We start from the raw sequence: 22,990 nt of genomic DNA on the forward strand, positions 1-22,990 counted from the left end.
CATGGAGCGCCTGTCCGATGCGGGCCAGCTGGCCCTGGTGCACGACGCCCTGGTGCATCGCCGCCACGGCATCATCACGTCGCTGCTGGAAGAAACCGAGCACCCCGATGCACGCGGCCTGTTCGTCTTTAATGCCTTGATGGTCGACATCAAGAGCATGATGGTCGACCCGGCGCGCGGCAAGGCGAACAACCCGAACACCGATCGCGCCAGCCTGGCCGGTTCGGGCGCTGCGTTCGATCGCACCTCGGCCATGTGGGCGGCGTTTGGCGAAGCGGTGGAGCGCTATGCGGCGGCCGCGCATTTCGACGACCAGTTGCTGTATGCCTCGCAGGATTCCCTGGGCGACGCGGCGGTCGGCCCTGGCCAGTTCATCCTCTTCGCGATGGAGCAATATGGCGAGGGCTTCGAATTCGCGGCCGACGACACGTCGGTGGTGCGCGCCTGGGCGCCGGCTGCCGACCTGATGGACCCTGCGCGCGAGGCCTATGTGCCGGCGCAGATGGTCTACCTCGGCATGCAGGTCAAGGACAAGCGCGAGATCGTGATGCAATCCTCGTCCACCGGCCTGGCAACGGGCATGGACGAAGGCAGGGCCTTGCTGAGCGGCTTGGCGGAAGTGATCGAGCGCGACGCCTTTGCTGCCATGTGGCAGATGAAGCATGCGCCGCGCAAGCTGCTGGTGGCCCCGTCCACCATGGAACGCCTGCTGCCCGGCGTGCGCCGCCAGCTGGCGCACCCCAGCCTGGACGTGCATCTGTGGGACATCACGACCGATGTCGGCATGCCGGTGGTGCTGTGCCTGGCGCGTAGCCGCAACGACGGCACCATGTCGCTCGGCGCCAGCGCCCACCTCGACGTCGCCACGGCCATCAACAAGGCCGTGGTGGAAGCCTTCCACGGCTATGTGTGGGGCAGCTCCATCCTGGCGGCGGGCACGCCGCTGCCGGAGCAGGGCGCGATCCGCAACCCGGGCGACCATTTCGCCTTTTTCCTGGATCGTTCGCGCCAGGGGGCGATGGACTTCCTGTTCACCAGCGAGGCCACGGTTTCTTCCGACGACCCCGCGCTGCGCCAACTGGCCGGCATGGGCGACTTGCTGGCACGGCTGAAGGTCATGGGCCTGCGCGCGCTGGCGGTGGACGTGACTTCCGCCGACGTGGCCAGCCTTGGCTTCTGCGTGCTGCGCGCCTTCATTCCCGGCCTGCATCCGCTGCTGTTCGGCGACGGCCTGGTGAGCCGCGATGAGCGCCGCCTGCGCGCCATCGCTGCACACTGGGGCTTGCCGGGCGTGCCTGAACCTAACCTCGAACCGCATCCGTTCCCATGACCAAGACACTCCAGGAATTGCTGCCGCCGCAGGCCATGGCGGGCCAGTTCGACATCGACGACCCGGCCGAGATCCTGCATGAGCAGACCAAGTTCCACCGCGCCACCCTGATGGGTCAGGTGAAGAACATTGTGCGCTTCCTGCGCCATCCGGCGTATATCGCGCGCGGCGCGGCGGGCTATAACGCCTATCCGTCCTGCCCGGCGATTGAATTGCCGGAACCGGTGCTGGCGCTGGGCGAACTGGCGCAGGCCTTGGCGCAGCGCAAGAGCGCGCGCGCCTTTGCCGGCGCCATGACGCTGCAGGAGCTTTCCAGCCTGTTGCACCATTCGCTGCGCGTGCGCCGCATGGCCAAGAGCGATATCGCGCCGCATGTCAAGCTGGCGTTCCGCTCCTATCCGTCGCCGGGCGGCCTGTACCCGACCGAGTTCTATTTCTTCCTTAACCAGGTAGAGGGCATCGAGCCTTGCATCGCGCATTACGATGCGCGCAACCACTTGCTGCGCGTTTTGAAACCGCAGCAGGGCGACGCCTTCGGCAGCGCGGAAGTAAAGTCGGGCGAGTCGGGCGGGTCGGGCGTCCAGGCGCCGGTGGTGTGCGTGATGACCAGCGTGCCGCAGCGCGCGACCGCCAAGTACGGCGCGCGCGGCTATCGCATGTCGCTGCTGGAAGCCGGCCACGCTTCGCAGAACCTGTGCCTGGCCGCGCAAGGGCTGGGGCTGGGCTCCCTAGTCTACGGAGCCTATTATGACGACGAGCTGGCGGCCTTGCTTGATATCGATGGCGTGACGGAAACCGTGGCTTCCGTCATGCTGCTCGGCCGCGAAGCGCCGCTTGCACCTGCCGCCAGCGAGGACGAATGAACGACGCGCCGGGTTGGCAGGATAGTGAGTTGTGGCTGCGCGATGCGGCAGGTGCCGTGCTGCGCCTGGCCACGGCTGGCGATCGGGATGGCGCAGGGGATGCGCTGGAACGCCTGTTCGCGCTGCGCGGGCGCTTCCATGCCTATCCGGTCCTGCAGGACATCCTGGCCGGGCGGCGCGCCTGGCGTGCTTGCGGCAGCGTTTATGCGCTGGGCGAGCACGAACCGCCGCCTGCGCTGCTGCGCAATTTCGACGAGGCGGCCGCCGCCTGTGCCGCTTTTCTCGGCCTGCCGCCGCCGTGCATCCTGCTGCAATGCGTGCCGTCGGAGCGCGACATGCACCTGACGATGGAGAGCTTGCCGGGGCTGGCCATGGTGCGCCTCTCCACGCAAACTGAAGGCTATTCCGATGGCCTGCGCGCGGTGGTGTTCCATGAAGTCGCCCATTGCTTCCTGACGTGCGGCGTGCGCCTGCTCGACGAGGGACTGGCGCAACTGTTTGCCAACCGGTTCGGCGGCGCCACGCCGCTGCCGCAGCGCCCGGAACTTGCCCCGCCATTGCGCAGCATGCTGTCGCGCGACGGCGATGCCATGTTCGCTGCGTCGACAGGTGCCGGCATTGACGCCTACCGTGCTGCCTGCCGCCTCGGCGCCGACCTGCTGGATGCTGTCTGTGCCCGTGGCGGTGCGACGGCGATTGTTTCGCTGTTCCGTGCCGTCGCGCGCGCCGCCAGCGACGCACAGATCGCCGGGCTGGTGGAACAGGCCAGCGGCCTGGCGATTCCCGCCGCGCATGTCCAGGCCGTACAGCAGGCGGGGAACGAGACTACTGCCCAAGTGCAGCAAGCCATTTTCTCCGCGTGGAGCAGCAAGCGCGCCGAAGACCTGTCGGCCGGCATTGCTTTGCTTGAAGCGGAAGCGGTATTCACCCAGCCCGTGCTGCTGGACGCCTTGCTCAGCGCCCGCCTGAACCAGGCGTTGCTCCAGGTCCACGGCGGCGCCAGGCTGCCGGCCGAGCAGGAGGCAAGCATTGACGCGCTGCTCAAGGCTGCCGATATCCTCCCGGCGGGCCGCCAGTGGCTGTGGCGCGGCGTGCGCGCCATCCTCGCCATCCTGCTGGCCCAACCCAACATCATCAAGGTCGCGACGGCAGGGCAGAACGCCTTGCACGCCTTCGGCAAAGCGCAGGAATTGATTGCCGGCGACCCGGACCTGCTGATTCATCATGCTTCGCTGCTGTTGCATGCACCGCCCAATTACGGCGGTGATCGCGACCGCGGCGCCGGCATGTTGCGGCAAGCGATGCAGCACCCGCTGTACCGCGCCCACGCGCGCGAAATGCTGCTCGATAACGGCATCGATCCCGGCGACGAAGTCGTGGCCATCGCACCGTCGATACCCGAACCGGCGCCTTCCGCGACCGCGCACGCGCGCGAGCCCGCCGCCATCGCCCTCGAAGCGCTGGGCATCACGTTGCAGCTCCCGTCCGGCTTCAGGTTGAAACCAGGCGATCTGGCCCTGCGCAAGGGCGAGCGTGTCGCCATCGTCGGCCCCAATGGCAGCGGCAAGACCATTCTGCTGGAGACCCTGCTCGGCCTGCGCGCGCCCGACAGCGGCCAGATCCAGCTGGCCATCGGCGATCCGCGCGACGCCAGGGCAAGGCAGAAGCTGGGCGGCCTGCTGCAAAGCGCCGACCTGCCGGGCCAGATGCGCGTCAGCGAAGTCATGTCGCTGCACGAAACGATCTACGCCCGCACGGAACCGGCGGTGACCCGTGCCCTCGGCATGGACGAACTGCGCGGCAAACTCTGGCAGCAACTCTCGCGCGGCCAGAAGCAGCGCGTCATGCTGTGGCTCGCGCTATCCCACGTACCGGAACTGGCAATGCTCGACGAGCCATCGCTCGGCCTCGACGAATGGCATGCCCGCGCCCTGCGCGAGCTGTTGGCCGGCATGCCGACCACCGTGCTGCAGATCTCCCACGTCCCCGCCGACCTGCTCGGCATGGACCGCATCCTCTGCATGGAAAGGGGGGAACTGGTCGACGGCGGCACCCTGGACGAACTGCAGGCGCGCCGCGTCGGCCGCTTCAAGGCCCGCATCGGCCAGGCATTGCCCGGCGAGGCGGAACAATCCATGCACGCGCTGCCAGCGCTGCTGCGCGCCGAAGCAATGCAGGACGGCTGGCTGCTCCAGGGCGCACAAGGCTTCGACGCGGGATTCCGCCGCTTCATCGAGCAGCAAGGCATCGCCAACTTCAGTCTCGAAACTTCGACCATCGAAGACTTCCTGGCCGACCTGACCAAAGGTGGAACCGCATGAAAAACCTGCTGCACCTGGTGCGCGCCGACCTGGCGCTCTTCCTGCGCGGCCGGCTGGCCTTATTCTGGACCTTTGCCTTTCCCTTGCTGATGCTGATGATGCAGATGGCGCTGTTCGGGCAAGAGGCGAAGCTGGGTCCCGTCACGCTGGTCATCCATGACATGGACCGCAGCACGGAAAGCACAAGGTACGCCAGCGAGCTGTCGCGCGGCCTGCGCCTGCAAAACAGCGTTGAATTCCGCGTGGTCGCGCCATCCCGCACGGTAAAGCCCGACCTGGAGCTCACCATCCCCGCCGGTTTCGCCGAAGCCGTGCGCGCGGGCCAAAGCACCGAGATGAAGCTCGAAACCTCGCTCGCCGCCGGCCCCACGCTGGAAGCCAGTTACGGCATGCTGCGCGGCTTCAGCGACGGCTACAACCTGGCCGGCCTGCAGGACGAACCTCGCGTCGTGATGCCACCGCCGCCGGCGCCGGCCGCCGGCGCGCTGGACTACCGCCTGTTCCTGGTCAGCGGCCTGGCCGGCCTGGTCATCCTGTCCACCAGCCTGATGGGCTTCGCCGGGCCGCTGGTCGCCGCCCGCGAAGGCGGCATGTTCCGCCTCTACCAGCTGTTCCCGATGCCGACAGGCGTGGTGGTGCTGGCCTGGTGCCTGTCGCGCCTCGTCATCATCGTCCTGGCCAGTGCCACCATGTTTGCCGTGGCCTGGGCCGTCTATGGCGTGAAGCTGAATGCCGGTCCCGCCGGCATCGCGGCAGCTGGCGGCATGCTGGTCCTGGGCTGCGCCGCCTTCCTGGCATTGGGACTCTTGCTGGCCGCAGCGAGCCGCAGCGTGGCGGGCGTGACCATGGCCAGCAACCTGCTGTACTTCCCGCTGCTTTTTTCCGGAAACCTCATGATCCCGCTGGGCGGCTTGCCGCCGTTGCTGCGCGACGCACTCGAATTCCTGCCGCTGAATGCGATGATGGCCAGCATCCGGCACGCGCTGACCGGAAGCATGAGCTGGAAGGGCGACGCCTACAGCATCGTGGTACTGGCCGCAATGATGTGCGCCTGCCTGCTGCTGGCTGTGCGCCGCTTCGGCTGGACGCCGCGTGACCTGCACTGAGAAGGAGTCCTGGATTGAAGAAGATGAATATCCTGATGATCGCCGGCGTGCTGGCACTGGCCGCTGCCGCTGCCGCCTATGCCTTCGGCAACCGCCAGCCCTCGGCCTCCGGCACGGCAACGGTGAACGTAACCCTGGGCGGCGTCGCAGGGCAGAAGGGCGCGTTGATGGGCGCCATCTGCAACAAGGATTCCTTCCTGAAGACCTGCCAGTACTTCGCAGTGCAGCCAGCCATCGCAGGCAATGTGCTGAGATTCCCCGGCGTGGCGCCCGGCAGCTACGCCGTGATGGTCTACCACGATGAAAATGCCAACGGAAAGCTGGACAAGTCCGCCAACGGCATGCCGCTGGAAGGCTGGGGCTTCTCCCGCAACGCACGCGGCCATTACGGCCCGCCGGCCTTCGACGACGCCCGCATCGACATCACGTCCGGCGCCAACGATATTGCACTGGACATGGTGTATTGATGGCGCCCATTGTCGACGTCAGGCAGGTCAGCAAGCATTACCGGCGCGGCGAAGAAAGGATCGCCGCGCTGGACAGCGTTTCCTTCCAGGTCGGCGAGCCTTCGGTCGTGGCCATTGCCGGTCCCTCCGGCAGCGGCAAGACTACCTTGCTCGGCATGCTGGCGCGCTTCGAACGGCCGGACAGCGGCAGCATCCACCTTGACGGTGCTGCGCTGGATGCCTTGCCGGACCATGAGCTGGACACCTTCCGCAACCGCAAGCTCGGTTTCGTATTCCAGAATTTCAACCTGGTTGGCACCCTGACTGCGCAGGAGAATGTGGAACTGGCGCTGGCCACGTGCGCCTTGCCAAAGCGGGAACGGCGCAAGGCGGCAGCCGAAGCCCTGTCCCTGGTCGGCATGGAGCACCGCCTCGGCCACACCCCGGGACAACTGTCCGGCGGCCAGCAGCAACGCGTTGCCATTGCGCGCGCCCTGGTCAATCGCCCCAAGCTGGTGATTGCCGACGAACCCACCGGGAACCTGGACAGCAAGACCGCGCAACAGATGCTGGAGCTGGTCGATCGCCTCCACCGCGACCTCGGCACGACCTTCATCATCGCCACCCACGACCAGCGCGTGATGGACATGGCCGGCCAGGTGCTGCGCCTGGAAGACGGCAAGGTGGCGGCATGACGCAATGGCTGGTGCTCGCCCATCGCAACGTGCTGCGCAACGGACGCCGCTCGCTGCTGCTCGGCGGGACCATCGCCATCGGTACCCTGGCCTTGCTGCTGTTCGCCGCTTACATTGCCGCCTCGCTCGATGGCCTGCGCGAAAGCACCATCCGCGGAGGCCTGGGACACGCCCAGGTCAGCGCACTCCCGCCTGCTGACGGCTACGTGGAACAGCAGCTCCAGTATGGGCTGGACGATGCCGAGCGTAGCCGCATCGAGGGGCTACTGGGGAAAATGGACGGCGTGCGGCGCGTCGCCCCGCGCCTGCAATTCAGCGGCCTGGTATCGAACGGACCGCGCACGCTCACCTTCGAAGCCCAGGGCGTGGACCCGGTGCGCGAACTGCAGGCATTTGGCACTTTCCAGTTGCTGGCGCAAGGCGCACCGCTGCGCGCCGGCGACGAGGGGCGCTACCAGGTCCTGGTTGGCCGGGAAATGGCGCGCCGCCTAGGCGTTCGCCCCGGACAATCGCTGACGCTGATGACCACGACGGTGCAGGGCAGTGTGAACGCGATGGATGTCGAAGTCGCGGGCCTGCTCGCCACAGGCATTCCGGAGCGCGACCTGTATGCGCTGCAGATTCCGATCGAGACCGCGCAGGAGCTGCTGCGCACCAGGAAGATCTCCCACCTCTCCGTGCTCTACCAGGACACGGCCATCGCCGATGCGCAATCGGCCGCCATCGCACAGGCAATCGGCGGCAAGGTACGCCTTCAGCGCTGGCAGGAACTGGCGCCGCTCTATCCGCAGGTGATGGCCCTGTTCCGCAACCAGTTCATCGTCTTCGGCGCCATCATCGGCCTGATCGTCTTCCTTGGCGTGGCAGCGATGACCCTGGCCACCATCTATGAGCGCGGCAAGGAGATCGGCACGCTGCGCGCAATGGGCATTCCGCAAGCGATGGTGCGCCGCCTGTTCATGTTCGAAGGCCTGCTGCAAGGCGCCTTCGGCGCTCTGGCCGGCGGCACGGCTGCATGGCTTGCCACGTTGGCGATCAACGCCGCCGCCATCGAACTGGCGCCGCCGCCCGGCCGCAACGTCGGCGTGCCCCTGCACCTGCTATGGCTGTTCCAGCCAAGCCTGGTGATCGTGCTGGTATTGCCGCTGCTTGCGATGGCGGCAGCCTGGCTGACCAGTCGCCGCATCGGCCGCATGCCGGTGAAAGCCATCCTGACTTCCAACTAGACCATGCTGAAACGATTCCTGATCCTGATGGTGTACGCCGGTGCGGCACAAGCATCGCCGCCGGGCGCCACCGAAATCCTGCAACAGGTAGACCAGTACCGGATGCCCGTCAACAGCTTTGAAGCGAACGTGCGCATCGAAGCCGGCGACGGCCAGGAGCCAGGCACCTATGTGATCCGGGGCGCCAATTACAACCAGGTGCTGGTGGAAGCGACCAGCGTCGACCAGCGGGGCCAGAAGTTCCTGACTACGGACAGCGGACTGTTTTTCTATGCGCCACGTACGCGGCGCGCCATTCGCCTGACCCCCTTGCAAACACTGCTCGGCAAGGCAAATATCGGCGACCTGTCGCGCATCCGCTTCAGCCATGATTACGACGCTACCGTGCTGGAAGGCGAGACCGAGGGTTGCCCGGCGAAGTCCTGCATCGCGCTCGAACTGCGCAGCCGCAACGAAGCCGCCACCTATGCCAGGATCAAGCTGCTGGCCGCAAGGCAGGACGGGCGTTATGTGCCGCTCAAGGCAATGCTCTACGTCGCCAGCGGCAAGCTGCTGAAGATCGCCACTTTCGATGCAGCGCATGGCGGCCTGCCGCCGACCACGCGCTATGCCGACCCGCAACAGCCCGGCGGGGAGACGAGGGTGGTGTTTGAAAAGGTGAGGGCGGCTGAATTCCCCGCCAATATGTTCAACCCGCGCACGCTGGAGCAATGAAGCGCCTGCAATGCCTGCCGCTGGCGGCGGCCGTCGCTGCCGCCGCTCCAGGCGACGCCTCGGCCGGCGAAGACTGGACCGGCGGCTTCGTTCTGGGTGCGCAAGAGCGCACGATCTTGCAGAACACGCCGCTGAATCGCGACAACTTCCTCGGCATTGCAGGCAGCGGCACGCGAGCCGTCGCATTATTCGAGGGGCGCCAGCAGGACTTCACATGGCGCCTGCGCACCGAAGCACTGCGTACAGATCTTGACGGCACGCGCGGCAAGGCGGTGCTGCAGGAACTGAACCGCGTGTTCGACCTTGGCGCAGGCGCTTCGCTCTCGCTCGGCAAACGCCTGTATGCACTGGATCCCTCGTACATCAACCAGCCGCTAGGCTTCCTGCAAAAGCGCACGGACCTGAGCGACCCGCTGGACACGCTCGGCAATTCCGAAGGCATCCCGATGGCCGTCCTCTCCTGGAGCGGCGCGCGCGCCAGTGCAGCGGCCCTGCACGCCCGCGAAGCAGGCGGCCGCGTGCAAACCATCCTCAAATTCGGCTACGAATTCGACGCCATCAGCGCCGGCATGGTGCTGCGCCGCGCACATGGCGAACATGCCGGCATCGGCGCCACCATCAGTGCCGCGCCGGCCGATGCCCTATCCTGGTACGCCTCCGCCTACCGCGCCGGCGGTGCGGCCCGCTACACCCGCGCCACCGCAGGCCTGGTGCTGACACCCGCGGCCCTGCCGAAGCTGCAACTTGAATACGCCTACAATGGCCGGGGCATGCCGGACGGCGAATTCGAAGTACTCCAACAGCAAGCGCAATCAAGCCTGCCGCCCTATGTGCTGGCAACACTGGCGAGCCGCCTGCCCAGCCTGGGCGCAAGGCAGCACTACGCCAGCCTCACGATATCGAAAGCAGCAGGCGCCTGGGATGCCGGCGGTGGAATGTACCTGGGACTGGATGACAGCAGCAGGGTGTGGCACGGCCAGGTCGACTATGCCTTCAGCGCACGCACGCACCTGATGTTGTCAGCGATGCGCCAGCAAGGAAAGAACGGCAGCGAGCGAGCGCTCTCGCCGGTAAAGGAAACGCTGGCACTACGGTTACGCCATGCATTTTGAAAGTCGGGGTCAGGTCTGGCAATCCGCCACAAAACGCACGAACGTGCGTTTTGTGGCGGATTGCCAGACCTGACCCCGACTTTTATTATGGTTGGAAGCCGTCGGCGGTGATGTCGAGGTTGCTGACCTCGCCGTATTTGGCGGCGATCTTGCCGATCTCGGATGCTTTGCCTATCAGTACCATCTGCAGGTTTTTGCGCGGGAAATGTTTGTCTATCAATTGCCTGGCGCGCTCGGGCGTCAGGCTGTCGACGTCTTTCATGAAGTTGTCGATCTGGCTGCGGCCTACGTCGTTGGCATACATGTCGCCGAGCAGCGATGCCAGCTGTTCGCTGGTCTCATAGCGCGGCGGGAACTGGCCTTTCACGTAGGCCTTGGCGGAATCCAGCGTCGCCTTGTCGATGCCTTTGCTCCACAAACGGTCGTAGGTTTTCAGCGCCAGGTCCAGCGCGGCTTCCGTCGTCGGCAGTGCGGTGAAGCTGGAGATCGAGAACGTCCCGGTTTGCGACAGCGTGTTGAAGCCGGAATTGGCGCCGTAGGTCAGCCCGGAGTTCACGCGCAGTTCGTCGTTGAGCCATGAAGTGAAACGGCCGCCCAGCACGGTGTTCAGCACTTGCAGCGGCACGTAGTCGGGGTCGTTGCGCGCAATGCCGGCGCCGCCGATCAGGAACGTGGTCTCGATCGCATCGGACTTGTCCACCACCCAGACGCGTGCCTTGTCCGCTTTCACCGCTCCGTAATCGGCGTGTTGCGGGGCGGGGCCTTCGGCTTTCCATTGGCCGAACAGTGTTTCGACTTTCCTGCGCATCTCTGCCGGATCGAAATCGCCGACCACCACCAGCGCTGCGTTGTCCGGGCGGAAGTAGCGCTTGTGGAAGGCTTTCACGTCGTCCTGCTTCAACCCCGCCAGGCTGTTGACTGTGCCCGAGGGGGGATTGGCGTAGGGCGCATGACCGAACAGCATGGCGCGGTAATAGTTGCCGGCCACCATGCGCGGGCTTTCCTTGGCCTGTTTCAAGCCGTCGACCTTGCGCGCACGCAGCTTGTCCAGTTCCGCGGCATCGAAGCTTGGCTCCTGCACCAGTTCTGCGAACAGCGGCAGCAGGGTATCGGTGTCTTTGCGGGCGAAGTTGGCGGCGATGGTCGATTGCTCGACGCTGCCGCCACCTGCCAGGACGGCACCGCGGAAGTCGAAGGCCTGGTCGATTTCGGCCTTGCCATGCCTGGTGGAGCCGAGCAGCACGCCGTCGCCGGTCAGGTTGGCCAGGCCGGCCTGCGTGCCGTCGTTGACGGCGCCAGCCTTCACCACGGCGCGCACGGCGACCAGCGGCACGTCGTGGCGTTCCATCAGGTAGACGGTCAGGCCGTTTGGCAGCCTGGCGGTTTCAAACGCGGGCAGCTTGAATTCGGCGCCTTGTGCGGAAGCGGCAATTGCGCCGATGAGCGCGATGGAAATCAGTTTCTTCATCAATCAGTCCTCCTTCGCGGCCAGCACGCCGATGGTGCGCTGCGATTTTTTCAGGTACTTGGCCGCGGCGGCCTGGATGTCGGCGGTCGTCAGCTTTTCGTAGGCGGCAGGGGCGTCGAAGGCTTTCCTGTAGTCGCCGTTGAAGACTTCGTAATTGCCCAGCAACTGCGCCTTGCCGTTGATGGTTTCCTGCAGGCGGTAGATGCCCAGCAGGCGGGAATTCTTCACCTTTTGCAGTTCTTCCTCGCTCACGCCTTCCTTCACGACCTTGTCGATCGCTTCCAGCATCGCCTTCTCGATCCTGGACGGTTCGACGCCGGCGGCGGCCACTGTCATGATGTACAGCAGGCCGGGGTCGAATCCGTCGCTGCTGTTGGCGCCGACGCTGGTTGCCAGCTGGGTTTCCACCAGGGCTTTGTACAGGCGCGACGTCTTGCCTTCGGTGAGCACGGATTGCAGCACGTCCAGCGCGTAGGTGTCGGCGGAAGCCCGCTGCGGCACTTTGTAGGCCACGATCAGGTTGGCCGAAGTCGCGGACGGCTTGGCGACAAACAGGCGGCGTTCGCCTTTCTGTTCCGGCTCCACGGTGCGCACGGCGGGCGGCGCTGCGCGTTGCGGAATGCTGCCCAGGTATTTGGTGGCCAGCTTTTTCACTTCGTCCGCCTTCACGTCGCCGACGATCACGGACACCGCATTGTTCGGCGCATAGTAGGTGCGGAAGTAGTTCTCCAGGTCCTTCTGGGTCCAGGCCTTGATATCCGATTCCCAGCCGATGGTGGGAATCGCATAGGGGTGGGCCACGAAGGCGACGCTGTCCAGGTCTTGCATCAGCATCTGCACATTGGAGTTTTCCAGGCCGGTGCTGCGCTCGGACAGCACGACACCGCGTTCGCTGTCCACCATCTTCGGATCGATCGAGAGGTGGCCAATGCGGTCGCTTTCCAGCTTGAAGATGGTCTCCAGCGAAGAGGCGGGGAACCAGTCCTGGTATACGGTCACGTCGCTGTTGGTATAGGCGTTGTTGGAGCCGCCATGGGCTTCCATGGTGCGGTCGAACATTTTCGGCCCGTAGTGCTTCGAGCCGTTGAACATCATGTGCTCGAAGAAGTGCGACAGGCCGGTAATGCCCGGCGCTTCATTGCGCGAACCGACCTTGAAGTAAGTGTACATGGTCGCATTCGGAATGCTCGAGCTTTCCAGCACGATGAACTTCATGCCGTTCTTGAGCGTGAAGGTCTTGACCTGGTCGGCCGTCAGTGCGGCCTGGGCGTGCGAGGCGGCCGCGCAGGCCAGCACCGTTGCCAGCATTTTCAACCTCATCTGGGTTTCCTTTTCATGACAGAGTTGCCGAAAGAGTACTAGATCCATAGGGGAAATGCCATTTTTTCAGGAAGGGCTAGAATGGGCCAGGAGCTGAGATGCCGATGAATGCGCCGAATACACTGAAGGCTGAGATGGGCATGGCCAGCGTCACCTTTCCGCTAGTCGGGATTGGTGCGTCGGCGGGTGGCTTGGCGGCGCTGGAACGTTTGCTCCCAGGCCTGCCGGCGCAACCGGGTTTTTCCATCGTGGTCATCATGCATCTGTTGCCGGACCATCCGAGCCAGTGCGCCGAAGCCTTGCAGCGCTTCAGCAAGCTGCCGGTGTCGCAGGTGACGCAGCACCCGACCGAGGTGCTGGTCAACCACATCTACGTCATTGCGCCCGGCACGCTGCTGAAGGTGGAAGACCGCTACCTTTTCATCGATGAAGCCAACGCCGGGCATACGACGCTGGGCGCCATCGATTATTTTTTCCATTCATTGGCCTTGTCGCACCGCCAGCGCGCTGTTGGTGTGCTGCTGTCGGGCATGGGGCACGACGGTTGCGGCGGGCTGGCGGCCTTGCGCGAGCAGGGCGGCAGCACCATCGTCCAGTTGCCGCAGGACGCGCAGTTCGGCACCTTGCCGCAGGCGGCCATCAAGGCCAGCCAGGCCGACATCATCCTGCCGGCCAACGATATCGCGGCGCGCCTGCTAATGCTGTGCAATGCCGCTGTCAGCCCCGTACTGGTTGGCGACGGCACGGAAGCGGAAGCCGAGGCGCAAGCCTTGCAGGAAGTGCTGGAGATGGTGCACCGGCACACCGGGCACGATTTCCGCCATTACAAGCGGCCGACCATCCAGCGCCGCCTGGAACGGCGCCTGCATCTGCATGGGGTGCACAATGTGGCGGCCTATCGCACGCTGATGGCCAATGATGGCGACGAAGCGCGCAGGCTGATGAAAGACCTGCTGATTGGCGTGACCGGTTTCTTCCGCGACCGGCAGGCATTTGAGAAATTGCGCGAGACGGTGCAGCCGGCCGTGCTGGAGGCGCGCACCAAAGGCGAGTTCCGGGCCTGGGCTGCTGCCTGTTCGACCGGACAGGAGGCGTATTCCTTGGCCATGCTGCTGGCTGACGCGGCGCGCAATATGAGCGATCCGCCGCGCATCCACATTTTTGCTTCCGATATCGATGAACAGGCGCTGGGTGTGGCGCGTGCCGGCCTGTATCCGGCAACGATCCAGGACGAGGTGCCGCAGGAGAGCCTGGAGCGCTATTTTGTACGCTCCGGCAAGCAATACCGCGTGCGCCAGCCCTTGCGCGAACTGATCACCTTCGCCAGCCATAACCTGCTGCGCGATCCGCCGTTTTCCGACCTTGACTTGGTGAGCTGCCGCAACTTCATGATCTATCTCGACCGTGCGATGCAGAGGCATGTGCTGCAGCGTTTCCACTTCAGCCTGGGCCGCGGCGGCATGCTCTTTCTCGGCAGTGCTGAAACGGCGGGGGCGTGCCGGAACTGTTTTCACCGCTTGACCGCACGCACCGGATATACCGCGCGGGCGTCATCAAGAAACTCGCGCCGGTGACGGAACCAGGCGGCGAGGTGCTTGCCGCTGTCGAACCGCCGTTACCGCCTTTGCAGCACAACCCGCGCGCTGCCGGCATCTTCAGCCTGATCCCACGCGACGTGGGGCGCAGCCTGCTGGACATTACGAATCGCCTCGATTATCCCCAGCTCAAGGAGGACGTGCCCGCCACTTTTGGCAACCTGCAGCCGCTGGAGCGGGAAGTGGCCGCGACCGACGGCAATCACTACATTGTGCGGATGCGGCCTTACCGCACCGGGGAAGACGTCATCGCCGGCGCAGTAATGACTTTCTTCGACATCAGCCGCCGCCGCGCGGCCGAGGATGTGGCGCGCGCCCTGGCCAGCGACCAGGAATTCCTGCTGCAGCTGGGCGACATCCTGCGTCCCCAGTCGGACCCGATGCAGGTGCTGGCGCTGGGCTGCCGCTTGCTGGGCGAACGGCTAGCGGTGCCGCAGCTGGCCTTCGCCAGGATCCAGTCCGGTCGCTATGCCGTGCTGCCGGGCCACGCGGCCGGCGTGCCAGCGCTGCACGGCGAGGGCGAGGTGGAGGCGCTGGGGCAGCAGGCACTGGCCTGCTGGCGCGCCGGCGAGACAGCGGTGGAGGTGGACCTGTCGCGCGCCAGCGCCGGCGGCCTGGCCGAACTGGCCGGGGGGCGCGGCGCCTTGCTGGCGACCGCCTGCCGCAAGGGTGAGCAGTGGCTGGGCTTCTTCCTTGCCTGCCAGGCGGCTGCGCGCGAATGGAGCGCGACGGACATTACCTTGTTTTCCGAGGCGGTGGCCCGCATCGGTGTTGAATTCGAGCGTGCCCGTTCGCAGGCCGCCTTGTGCGCCAGCGAAACCCGCCTGCGCGACTTGCTGCGCGGGATCGCCAAAGTGTGCTGGGAGGCCGATGCCAGCGGCAAGGATGGCGAAGCCTGGCTCGCGGCTATCCATCCCGATGACCGAGCCCGCGCCCTGGCCATGTGGCGCGAGGCGGTGCGCACTGGCGGCAGCCGCGAAGCCGAAGTCCGGCTGGAAGATGCCGGCGGCGGCTGGAGCCGGGCCAGCGTGCTGGCCAACCCTTTGCTGGACGAGCAGGGCAACGTGCGCAAATGGACTGGCTGCATCATCGACATCGATGAGCGCATGCTCGCGCCATCGGGTAGCATATAGCCATCTATAACTACCCGTGGCAATAGCGATGGAAAATACGATGCACTGGTCGGCGCACGAGCTGTCGATGACGGTCTTGATGACGCCTGACATGGCAAACTTCTCTGGGAATGTGCACGGCGGCGCCATCCTCAAGCTGCTGGACGGCGTGGCCTATGCCTGCGCCAGCCGCTATTCGGGCAGCTATGTGGTGACGCTGTCGGTGGACCAGGTGATGTTCCTGCAGCCTATCCATGTCGGTGAACTGGTCACTTTCCTGGCCTCGGTCAACTACACCGGCACCAGTTCGATGGAAGTGGGCATCCGCGTCGTGGCGGAAGACATCCAGAAGCGCCTGGTGCGCCATGCGAACAGCTGCTACTTCACGATGGTGGCGGTGAGCCAGGACCGCAAGCCGCAGGCGGTGCCGCCGCTGGTGCCGCAGACGCCGGAACAGATCGCGCGCTGGGAAAAGGCAAAGCTGCGCAAGGCCGCGCGCCAGCAAGTGGCGGGCGCGGCCAAACAGGCTTAATTAAAAGCGACAGTAAAACCAGGCGGGTCTGGCCCTTGGGTCAGACCCGTCCAATCTGGCCTAGAGCGCGCGGCGGTGGGTCGGGTAGACCAGCGTGCGCAGCGCAATCGGCTGCGGCACGCCCATCGCGAACAGGAATTCGGCGGCGCGGCGCAAGCCCACTTCGGGCAGGGCGGCGACGGCCTGGTTGATGATGTCGCGCGTCCGGTGGTCGGTGCGCACTTGCTGCCGGTGCAGGTCTACGCTGTTCATGTCCACTCTCCTAATCTCCTCAGGCTCGCAGTCGGCGGGGCGCCGCGCTGGCTAGGTGCTTGCCTTCCTGCAACATCTGGCGCATGGCCGATGCGTCCACAGGACGGCTGAAATAAAAACCCTGGATCTCGTCGCAGCCATGGCGGCGCAGGAACTCAAGCTGCTCTTCAGATTCTACCCCTTCCGCAATCACGCGCAACTCAAGGTTGTGCGCCAGGGCGATCACCGACACCACGATGGCCGCATCGTCGGCGTCGGTGGCGATGTCGTTGACGAAGGAACGGTCGATCTTCAGCACGTCGATCGGGAAATTGCGCAGGTAGGACAGGCTGGAATAGCCGGTGCCGAAATCGTCGATCGACAGCGCCACGCCCAGTGATTTCAGTTCGTGCAGCAGGTTCACGCCTTGCGCCACGTCGTGCATGAACAGGCTTTCGGTCAGTTCCAGTTCCAGCGCGGAAGGCGGCAGGCCGGATTGCTCCAGCGCAGCGGCGATGGTGGACACCAGCTCCGGCTGCGCGAACTGGCGCGCCGACAGGTTGACCGCCATGCGCAAGTCCCTGAAGCCGGCATCGCGCAGCGTACGCGCCTGCTGGCAGGCCGTGCGCAGCACCCAGGCGCCGATCGGCACGATCAGGCCGGTTTCCTCGGCCAGGCTGATGAAGCGTGCCGGCGGCACCATGCCCAGTTCCGGATGCTGCCAGCGCAGCAGGGCTTCCATGCCGACGATCGCGCCGGAGGCCAGGTCCACCTGCGGCTGGTAATGCAGCACGAATTCATCGCGCTCCAGGGCATTGCGCAGGGCGCTCTCGATGCGCAGGCGCTCTTGTGCCTCGTCGTTCATTGCCGGCTGGTAGAACTGGTAGGTGTTGCGGCCCAGCTTCTTGGCCGAGTACATCGCGATGTCGGCGTGCTCGATCAGGTTCTGCGCCGGCGTGCCGCCGGCATCGTAGACCGCCACGCCGATGGAGCAGGTGACGAAGAATTCCTTGCCTTCCAGGAGCACCGGCTGCGCCAGGGCCTTCATCACCCGGTCGATGATGGCCGGCGACAGTTGCTCGTCCGGGTACTGGCTCAGGATCGCCACGAATTCGTCGCCCGACAGGCGCGCCACGGTATCGCTCTCGCGCACGCTCGATTGCAGGCGGCTCGCCACGGTCTGCAGCAGCTGGTCGCCGGCCTTGTGTCCCAGGCTGTCGTTGACGAACTTGAAGCGGTCCAGGTCGATCAGCACGACCCACATCGGCAGGCCGCTGCGGTTGGCATAGGCGATGGCTTGCTGCAGGCGGTCTTGCAGCAGTACGCGGTTGGGCAGGCCGGTCAGCACGTCGTGGTGGGCGATGTGCTGGATGCGCTGCTCGGCTTCCTTGCGCTCCGTGATCTCGCTGCCGGTGCCGCGGTACCCTTTGAATTCGCCCTGTGCGTCGTACACCGGCTCGCCGCTGGTGTTGAACCAGCGCGTCGCGCCGTCATGGCCGACGATGGCGTACTCGAAATTGGAGAAGGGCAGCCGGGCCTGTACCTTGTTGATGTGGTCGCGGCCGGCGCTGCTGGTGTACAGCTCCGGCGTGCATTCCCAACGGGTGCGGCCGAGGAAATTCTCCTTCGCCACATGGCCTTTTTCGAAGAAGCCGCCGGTGATATGGGTGAAGCGGAACTGCGTGTCCTGTTCCCAGTACCAGTCGGAGGACAGTGCCAGCAGGCGGCGGAAGCGGTGCTCGGATTCCTGCAGCGCGCGTTCGGTGCGCTTGCGCGAAGCGACGTCTTCGGCCAGGCGCTGGTTGGAGCGCTGCAGGTCGGCGGTGCGGGCATCGACCAGCCATTGCACGCGGCGCGAGCGTTGCACCAGGGTGTGCACGAAAGCCGCCCCCAGGGCGCTGAACAGCAGGCCGCCAAGCAAGGTGCCGAGCGAGCCGAGATGGTCGGCCAGGAAGGGGCGCGGCAAGTCGTCGCTGCGGATGTGCCAGGTGCGGCCCAGCACATCGAAGCTGCGCATTTCGCTGCCGTGGTAATCGAAGTCCAGCCAGCGATGCAGCCAGTGCTGCTTGCGGTCCGCCGGCAACGGGCCGTGGCGGTAGACCAGGGTGCCGTTTTCAGACGGGTCGCCGGCGTACACGCTCAGGCCCAGGCTTGCGTCGTCCAGCAAGCCGTTCTGCTGCAGGATGGTATGCACCAGGTGCGGCGTGCGGATCACGGCTGCCGTATCGCCAACCCAGGCCGCATGGCGCTCGTCGCGAGTGCCGGTCGGCATGCCGGGGCGGTACACCGGCATGATCATGATGAAGCTGTTGTGCTGGGCCGGGTCCTGTGCCAGTTGCAGCTGCTCGGTGGCGGAGGGGCGGCCGTTGTGCAGGATGCGGTCGATGGCGCCGCGCACATGCACGTTGTTGCCGGTATTCAGGCCCAGTGCAGGCTCGTTGCCGCGCATCGGCTCCAGGTATTCAACCACGTTGTAATAAGGCCGTTCCGGAGCGGGCACGGTCTTGCCTTCGGCAGAAAGCTCGGTGATCCGGAAGCCGGGGAAGCGCGCTTGCATGGAGGCTTCGAAATCCGGGCGCTCGGCTTGCGTCAGCACACGGTGGTAGTTGAAGGCCTGGATGAAAGGGTAGCGCTGCAGCAGCGGTGCCGAGAAGGTGTGGAATTGTTCACGGCTGACCGGTTGCACGGTGCGGAACAGTTCATTGATGACATTCAGTACTTCTTCGGCATCGGCCAGTCCGCGCTCGATGGCGGTCATGCGGGCATTGGCGCGCTGCTGGAAGCCCAGTTCCATCTTGCCGAATTCCAGGGCGCTGACGGAGACGAAAAGAACGGCAGTGGCCGCCAGGCCTGCGCCGAGCGTGAGTGCGGCTGCACCGTAGTGCGATAGTCTCCTGCGCCGACCTGCCATGGTGTCCCTTGCATAAAAAATGTAGTTTGTCACAATTCTCATGGCTTTGGGGCAATACCCATTAATTTCCCGTCAAATCTCCCTTGCGCAGGCGGGCAACGGTGTAAATTGCCAACAGTCGATTGGCCAGGCCAAAGCCAAGCCCGGGCGTCGGGCTGCCCCAGGCGGCCACGCGGCGCTGCATGGTGCTGGCCGGCGCACCGGGCGCGCGTCCTGGACGAATCGCAAACAGGATGTGGTTGTTGCCGGCGATGCCAGTGAACTGGCAGATGCGGTCATGGAAGGCATTGGACAGGCGCACCAGCACGCTGCGGTACTTGGGGTCATAGCTGAACACATTGGCCGCCAGCACGCCGTCCGGCCGCAGGGCGCGCCGGCAGTCGGCGTAGAAGTGCTCGCTCGCCAGGGCATTCGGCAAGCCGTCGGCATCGAAGCCGTCCACCAGCAGCACGTCGGCGCTGTCCTTCAATTCCTTCATGTAGCTGGCGGCATCGCAATGGATGACGCGGAAGCGCTCGCTGTCCGGCGGGATGGCAAAGCGTTCGCGCAGGGCGATGACGTCGGCGCGCAATTCGAGCACGGTAATGCGGGTGCGGGGCAGGTAACGATGGCAGAATTTGGCCAGCGAGCCGCCGCCCAGGCCCACCATCACGATATGCTCCGGGTTGGGCTTGAACAGGACAAAGCACATCATGGCCCGGGCGTAGGCCAGCACCAGCGCGTCAGGATCGGCCGGATCCATCTGGCTTTGCACTTCGCCGGGCGTGAATTCCAGCGACAAGCGACCGCGCCGGTGGCGAACCAGGGGACGGTGGTGGTCGGGGATGGAAGTCATTTTGTCAACTTGTTACGAGCCGTGATGATCTGCTAAGCTGCCGGGCTCCGGTTTCCTCCCCAGTGTACCGGATGAGCACTGCGTTTGGGCGCTCGCGTTTACATCGGCAACTTTTATAGGTACATTGCCAACATAGGCAGCTTGGAGACGATAAATGTTCTTAGACCATCCAACCATTACAGCGACCAACAGTTTTACCGAGCCGGATCGCATCGAGCGCCTGACCCGCGTGTATGGTTACGTGGCCGCACTGGCCGACCACGCCGGCAAGCAGCAGTTCATCGAAAAGGTCAGCCAGCTGCATGACCATAAAGGCACGCTGATCGTGTTCTGGCACGACGCGCCGACCGAAGACGAAAAAGAGTTCTTTTCCAAAGCCTGGGCCAGCAAGATCGGCGACGGCAGCAGCAACGTCGAACACGAAGTCTGATCGCGGCCCGTCCGCCAAGCAATGGATATCAAAACCCTGGTTCTCGCCCTGGCGCTGGGCAATCTCAGCCTGTGTGCAGCGCTGTTTTTCTTCGAGTATGAGAACAAGAAGTCGCTGACCCTGTCCACCTGGGCCATCGCGAAGCAGTGCCAGGCCGTGGGCTGGATCCTGCTGTATTTCCGTGGCGTGGTGCCGGAGCTGCTGGCCGGGCCGCTGGCCAATGCGCTGCTGCTGGCGGGCTTCGCGCTCGATGCCGGCGCCCTGTGGGAAGGCGTGGGCCGTCCGCGCTGGCGCAACATCCTGTACCCTGCGCTGTCGCTCGCTGTCGGCACGCTGCTGGCTTTCCACATCCTGGATACCTCGCCGGCGATCCGCATTTCCGTGGGTTCGCTGTTCGTCGGTTTCTTCTTCCTTGCCGGCGTGCTGGCGCTGGCGCGCGCTTGGCGCGGCGGCAGCATGCTGCGCCGCTACCTGGTGGTCGCCATGTTCGTGCTGGCGCTGGTGATCGTCGGGCGCGGCCTGCTGGCGGCGGCTTACCCTGAAGGCCTGTCCTGGATCAGCGCCAACGCGATGCAGCTGTTCGGCTTCGGCGGCTTCTACCTGATGATGCTGGTGAACGCTTTCGGCTACCTGCTGCTGTCGCGCGAAAAGCTGCAGATGGACCTGGCCCGCCTGGAAACCACCGATGCCCTGACGGACGTGCCGAACCGGCGCGGCTTCTACCAGGCGCTGGCGCCGTGGATGGCGCTGGCGCGCCGTCCCGGCCAGCCGACTGCCATGATCATCCTGGCGCTGGACCAGTTCAAGCGCGTCAACGACAGCTATGGCCATGCTGCGGGCGATGTTGCCCTGAAATCCATGGTGGAGACCTGCAAGAAGCAATTGCGCGATTCGGACCTGATGGGCCGCCTGGGCGGCGCCGAATTCGCCATCCAGCTGCCGCGCACGGAGCAGGAAGCCGCCATGATGGTGGCCGAACGCATCCGCCGCGCCATCGAGGCGACGCCGGTAAAGACCGAACGTGCGATTATCAAGCTGACCGCCAGCATGGGCGTCACCACCATCCGTGCCGACGACAGCACGGTCAGCCTGTTCAAGCGCGCCGACGAAGCATTGCAGGCGGCGAAACTGCGCGGCGAAAACCAGGTGGCGCAGCCGCCGGAGCCGCAATCCCTGGAGGCATTGTCATGACAGCGTAACACTGGCGGCGTACTGTGCTACCATTTTCGTTATAAACGATATAAATGGATTCCTCGATGTACGCCGCAGTGGACCTGGGCTCCAACAGTTTTCGACTCTCCATCGGCCAGCACGATGGAGGCAAGATCCGCGTGCTTAACAGCATGCGCGAACCGATCCGCCTTGCCGCCGGCCTGGATGCCGCCGGCAACCTCACCGACGAAGCCCTGCAGCGGGCGCTGATCTGCCTGAAGAATTTCCGCGTGGCGCTGGCCGCCTACCAGTTCGACGGCGTGCGCGTGGTTGCCACCGCCATCTTGCGCCAGGCGCGCAATGCAGCGGATTTCCTGCCGCAGCTGGAGCAGGCCATCGGCTACCCGATCGAGATCATTTCCGGCGAGGAGGAGGGGCGGCTGATCTACATGGGCGTGGCCAATGCGCTGGGCCAGCCGAACGAGAGCCGGCTGGTGGTGGACATCGGCGGCGGTTCGACCGAACTCATTCTCGGCCGCGGGCTCGATATCGAACGCGTGGAGTCGTTCAGCGTGGGCAGCGTCAAGCAGAGCCTGTCCTTCTTCGTCGGCGGCCGCGTCGATGCGCGCTCCTTCGAAGCAGCCGTGCTGTCGGCGCGCTCGCATTTCGAGGATGGCGCACCGCCTTATCATCCGGAGTACTGGAAGCGGGCCTATGGCTCCTCCGGCACCATCCGCGCCATCGGCGAGATCATCGAAAAGAACAAACTGGGCGAGGGCATCACCCTGGCCGCCCTGAATGCAGTGCGCAAGCGCTTCATTGAAATCGGCCAGGTGTCGAAGATCGACATGCCGGGCCTGCGGCCGGACCGCGCCAGCACCGTCATCGGCGGGCTGGCAATCCTGATTGCGGTGGTGCAGGAGCTGGGCATCGAAAAACTGGAGCCGATCGATGCCGGCCTGCGCATGGGGGTGATGTGGGACCTGTACCTGCGCTCGACCCGCCGCGACCGGCGCGACGAATCGGTGGGCGAATTCCTGGCGCGCTTCCATATCGAATCGGAACGCGGCGTTCGCGTGTCGGAGGCGGCAACCATCCTCTTCCAGCAGATGAAGCCCGCCAGCGACGCCTTGCTGCGCCACCTGTCCTGGGGCGCCCAGTTGCACGAAGTAGGGCTGGTGGTATCGCAGACCGGCTACCACAAGCATTCGGCCTACATGATCGAGAACGCCGACTTGCCGGGCTTCACCACCCGCGAGCAAAAGCTGATGGGGCGCCTGGTCCTGGCCCAGAAGGGCAATCTGCGCAAGGTCAGCGAGCACCTGGCCGACAGCGATTTCGCCAAGGCGGTCGTGGCTTTGCGCCTGGCCATCGTGTTCATGCACTGCCGCATCGAGGTCGACGATCGCGCCGTGCGCTTGCGCATGAAGAACCGCATCGACCTGGAATTGAAGCGCGACTGCGTTACCAGCCATCCGACCCTGTCCTACTGGATGGAGAAGGAGCAGGAGTTCTGGGATGAAATCGGGGTTGACTTCAGTGTTCGTACCGTTGCGTAATAATCGTATATACTGTTTATATTATTCAATAA

General features: G+C 65.0%; 20 protein-coding genes. 15 read left to right on the plus strand and 5 right to left on the minus strand.

What is annotated here, in order from left to right:
• Window position 1 precedes the first annotated feature (1 nt).
• Genes ACN9MW_RS12830 through ACN9MW_RS12870 form a run of 9 tightly spaced genes read left to right on the plus strand, consistent with a single transcriptional unit; the run spans window position 2 to window position 9,813 of the window.
• On the plus strand, window positions 2-1,330 hold the full coding sequence (locus tag ACN9MW_RS12830; RefSeq protein ID WP_426171212.1) for a YcaO-like family protein: 1,329 nt from the start codon (window positions 2-4) through the stop codon (window positions 1,328-1,330).
• Complete coding sequence (locus ACN9MW_RS12835) at window positions 1,327-2,193, plus strand: SagB/ThcOx family dehydrogenase (protein WP_426171213.1); 867 nt, start codon at window positions 1,327-1,329, stop codon at window positions 2,191-2,193. Before ACN9MW_RS12830 ends, ACN9MW_RS12835 begins: the two co-directional genes overlap by 4 nt.
• Window positions 2,190-4,514: an ATP-binding cassette domain-containing protein gene (locus tag ACN9MW_RS12840; protein WP_426171214.1), complete on the plus strand. Its 2,325-nt coding sequence runs from the start codon at window positions 2,190-2,192 to the stop codon at window positions 4,512-4,514. The genes ACN9MW_RS12835 and ACN9MW_RS12840 overlap by 4 nt, the downstream gene beginning before the upstream one ends.
• Window positions 4,511-5,620, plus strand: coding sequence for an ABC transporter permease (locus ACN9MW_RS12845; RefSeq protein WP_426171215.1), 1,110 nt, complete (start codon window positions 4,511-4,513; stop codon window positions 5,618-5,620). The genes ACN9MW_RS12840 and ACN9MW_RS12845 overlap by 4 nt, the downstream gene beginning before the upstream one ends.
• 23 nt (window positions 5,621-5,643) lie before the next feature.
• Window positions 5,644-6,087, plus strand: a complete 444-nt coding sequence (locus ACN9MW_RS12850; RefSeq protein WP_426172187.1) for a DUF2141 domain-containing protein — start codon at window positions 5,644-5,646, stop codon at window positions 6,085-6,087.
• Entirely contained in the window at window positions 6,087-6,761 is a 675-nt protein-coding gene (locus ACN9MW_RS12855) for an ABC transporter ATP-binding protein (RefSeq protein ID WP_426171217.1), read from the plus strand. Before ACN9MW_RS12850 ends, ACN9MW_RS12855 begins: the two co-directional genes overlap by 1 nt.
• Window positions 6,758-7,987, plus strand: coding sequence for an ABC transporter permease (locus tag ACN9MW_RS12860; RefSeq protein WP_426171218.1), 1,230 nt, complete (start codon window positions 6,758-6,760; stop codon window positions 7,985-7,987). The genes ACN9MW_RS12855 and ACN9MW_RS12860 overlap by 4 nt, the downstream gene beginning before the upstream one ends.
• 3 nt (window positions 7,988-7,990) lie before the next feature.
• Window positions 7,991-8,701, plus strand: coding sequence for an outer membrane lipoprotein-sorting protein (locus ACN9MW_RS12865; protein WP_426171219.1), 711 nt, complete (start codon window positions 7,991-7,993; stop codon window positions 8,699-8,701).
• Window positions 8,698-9,813, plus strand: a complete 1,116-nt coding sequence (locus ACN9MW_RS12870) for a hypothetical protein (protein ID WP_426171220.1) — start codon at window positions 8,698-8,700, stop codon at window positions 9,811-9,813. Before ACN9MW_RS12865 ends, ACN9MW_RS12870 begins: the two co-directional genes overlap by 4 nt.
• A gap of 85 nt (window positions 9,814-9,898) precedes the next feature.
• On the opposite strand, the gene ACN9MW_RS12875 is transcribed toward ACN9MW_RS12870, so the two are convergent.
• On the minus strand, window positions 9,899-11,281 hold the full coding sequence (locus tag ACN9MW_RS12875) for a M16 family metallopeptidase (RefSeq protein WP_426171222.1): 1,383 nt from the start codon (window positions 11,279-11,281) through the stop codon (window positions 9,899-9,901).
• Between the two features lie 3 nt (window positions 11,282-11,284).
• Window positions 11,285-12,601, minus strand: a complete 1,317-nt coding sequence (locus tag ACN9MW_RS12880; protein ID WP_426171224.1) for a M16 family metallopeptidase — start codon at window positions 12,599-12,601, stop codon at window positions 11,285-11,287.
• A 98-nt stretch (window positions 12,602-12,699) separates the two neighbouring features.
• On the opposite strand from ACN9MW_RS12880, the gene ACN9MW_RS12885 reads away from it, so the two are divergent.
• The 3 genes from ACN9MW_RS12885 to ACN9MW_RS12895 are packed head-to-tail and all read left to right on the plus strand — an operon-like array spanning window position 12,700 to window position 15,840.
• Entirely contained in the window at window positions 12,700-14,175 is a 1,476-nt protein-coding gene (locus ACN9MW_RS12885; RefSeq protein ID WP_426171225.1) for a CheR family methyltransferase, read from the plus strand.
• The gene (locus ACN9MW_RS12890; RefSeq protein ID WP_426171226.1) at window positions 14,172-15,329 is read left to right on the plus strand and encodes a PAS domain-containing protein; all 1,158 of its coding nucleotides are present in this window, start codon (window positions 14,172-14,174) and stop codon (window positions 15,327-15,329) included. The genes ACN9MW_RS12885 and ACN9MW_RS12890 overlap by 4 nt, the downstream gene beginning before the upstream one ends.
• 28 nt (window positions 15,330-15,357) lie before the next feature.
• Window positions 15,358-15,840 (plus strand): acyl-CoA thioesterase, encoded by a 483-nt coding sequence (locus tag ACN9MW_RS12895; RefSeq protein WP_426171228.1) that lies wholly within the window; start codon window positions 15,358-15,360, stop codon window positions 15,838-15,840.
• Between the two features lie 60 nt (window positions 15,841-15,900).
• Here the strand turns inward: ACN9MW_RS12895 and ACN9MW_RS12900 are convergent, their stop codons facing one another.
• The 3 genes from ACN9MW_RS12900 to ACN9MW_RS12910 all read right to left on the minus strand — a co-directional run bounded on the left by ACN9MW_RS12900 (window position 15,901) and on the right by ACN9MW_RS12910 (window position 19,817).
• Window positions 15,901-16,092, minus strand: coding sequence for a hypothetical protein (locus tag ACN9MW_RS12900; protein ID WP_426171229.1), 192 nt, complete (start codon window positions 16,090-16,092; stop codon window positions 15,901-15,903).
• Window positions 16,093-16,111: 19 nt separating this feature from the next.
• Entirely contained in the window at window positions 16,112-18,982 is a 2,871-nt protein-coding gene (locus tag ACN9MW_RS12905) for a bifunctional diguanylate cyclase/phosphodiesterase (RefSeq protein ID WP_426171230.1), read from the minus strand.
• 61 nt (window positions 18,983-19,043) lie between these two features.
• Window positions 19,044-19,817, minus strand: a complete 774-nt coding sequence (locus tag ACN9MW_RS12910; RefSeq protein ID WP_426171232.1) for a transferase spermidine synthase — start codon at window positions 19,815-19,817, stop codon at window positions 19,044-19,046.
• A 154-nt stretch (window positions 19,818-19,971) separates the two neighbouring features.
• On the opposite strand from ACN9MW_RS12910, the gene ACN9MW_RS12915 reads away from it, so the two are divergent.
• From ACN9MW_RS12915 to ACN9MW_RS12925, 3 genes are all read left to right on the plus strand, one after another.
• Complete coding sequence (locus tag ACN9MW_RS12915) at window positions 19,972-20,247, plus strand: hypothetical protein (protein WP_426171234.1); 276 nt, start codon at window positions 19,972-19,974, stop codon at window positions 20,245-20,247.
• A 21-nt stretch (window positions 20,248-20,268) separates the two neighbouring features.
• Window positions 20,269-21,438 (plus strand): GGDEF domain-containing protein, encoded by a 1,170-nt coding sequence (locus ACN9MW_RS12920; protein WP_426171236.1) that lies wholly within the window; start codon window positions 20,269-20,271, stop codon window positions 21,436-21,438.
• Window positions 21,439-21,503: 65 nt separating this feature from the next.
• Window positions 21,504-22,958, plus strand: coding sequence for a Ppx/GppA phosphatase family protein (locus tag ACN9MW_RS12925; protein WP_426172189.1), 1,455 nt, complete (start codon window positions 21,504-21,506; stop codon window positions 22,956-22,958).
• The last annotated feature ends 32 nt before the right edge of the window (window positions 22,959-22,990 follow it).

It is taken from the genome of Pseudoduganella sp. R-34 (assembly GCF_049904655.1).
Classification (GTDB): Bacteria; Pseudomonadota; Gammaproteobacteria; order Burkholderiales; family Burkholderiaceae_D; genus Rugamonas.

Excerpts from the sequence above, each read along its gene's own strand:
- ACN9MW_RS12830 (WP_426171212.1), top strand. The coding sequence starts at position 2 with ATGGAGCGCCTGTCCGATGCGGGCCAGCTGGCCCTGGTGCACGACGCC.
- ACN9MW_RS12835 (WP_426171213.1), top strand. The coding sequence starts at position 1,327 with ATGACCAAGACACTCCAGGAATTGCTGCCGCCGCAGGCCATGGCGGGC.
- ACN9MW_RS12840 (WP_426171214.1), top strand. The coding sequence starts at position 2,190 with ATGAACGACGCGCCGGGTTGGCAGGATAGTGAGTTGTGGCTGCGCGAT.
- ACN9MW_RS12845 (WP_426171215.1), top strand. The coding sequence starts at position 4,511 with ATGAAAAACCTGCTGCACCTGGTGCGCGCCGACCTGGCGCTCTTCCTG.
- ACN9MW_RS12850 (WP_426172187.1), top strand. The coding sequence starts at position 5,644 with ATGAATATCCTGATGATCGCCGGCGTGCTGGCACTGGCCGCTGCCGCT.
- ACN9MW_RS12855 (WP_426171217.1), top strand. The coding sequence starts at position 6,087 with ATGGCGCCCATTGTCGACGTCAGGCAGGTCAGCAAGCATTACCGGCGC.
- ACN9MW_RS12860 (WP_426171218.1), top strand. The coding sequence starts at position 6,758 with ATGACGCAATGGCTGGTGCTCGCCCATCGCAACGTGCTGCGCAACGGA.
- ACN9MW_RS12865 (WP_426171219.1), top strand. The coding sequence starts at position 7,991 with ATGCTGAAACGATTCCTGATCCTGATGGTGTACGCCGGTGCGGCACAA.
- ACN9MW_RS12870 (WP_426171220.1), top strand. The coding sequence starts at position 8,698 with ATGAAGCGCCTGCAATGCCTGCCGCTGGCGGCGGCCGTCGCTGCCGCC.
- ACN9MW_RS12875 (WP_426171222.1), bottom strand. The coding sequence starts at position 11,281 with ATGAAGAAACTGATTTCCATCGCGCTCATCGGCGCAATTGCCGCTTCC.
- ACN9MW_RS12880 (WP_426171224.1), bottom strand. The coding sequence starts at position 12,601 with ATGAGGTTGAAAATGCTGGCAACGGTGCTGGCCTGCGCGGCCGCCTCG.
- ACN9MW_RS12885 (WP_426171225.1), top strand. The coding sequence starts at position 12,700 with ATGCCGATGAATGCGCCGAATACACTGAAGGCTGAGATGGGCATGGCC.
- ACN9MW_RS12895 (WP_426171228.1), top strand. The coding sequence starts at position 15,358 with ATGGAAAATACGATGCACTGGTCGGCGCACGAGCTGTCGATGACGGTC.
- ACN9MW_RS12900 (WP_426171229.1), bottom strand. The coding sequence starts at position 16,092 with ATGAACAGCGTAGACCTGCACCGGCAGCAAGTGCGCACCGACCACCGG.
- ACN9MW_RS12905 (WP_426171230.1), bottom strand. The coding sequence starts at position 18,982 with ATGGCAGGTCGGCGCAGGAGACTATCGCACTACGGTGCAGCCGCACTC.
- ACN9MW_RS12910 (WP_426171232.1), bottom strand. The coding sequence starts at position 19,817 with ATGACTTCCATCCCCGACCACCACCGTCCCCTGGTTCGCCACCGGCGC.
- ACN9MW_RS12915 (WP_426171234.1), top strand. The coding sequence starts at position 19,972 with ATGTTCTTAGACCATCCAACCATTACAGCGACCAACAGTTTTACCGAG.
- ACN9MW_RS12920 (WP_426171236.1), top strand. The coding sequence starts at position 20,269 with ATGGATATCAAAACCCTGGTTCTCGCCCTGGCGCTGGGCAATCTCAGC.
- ACN9MW_RS12925 (WP_426172189.1), top strand. The coding sequence starts at position 21,504 with ATGTACGCCGCAGTGGACCTGGGCTCCAACAGTTTTCGACTCTCCATC.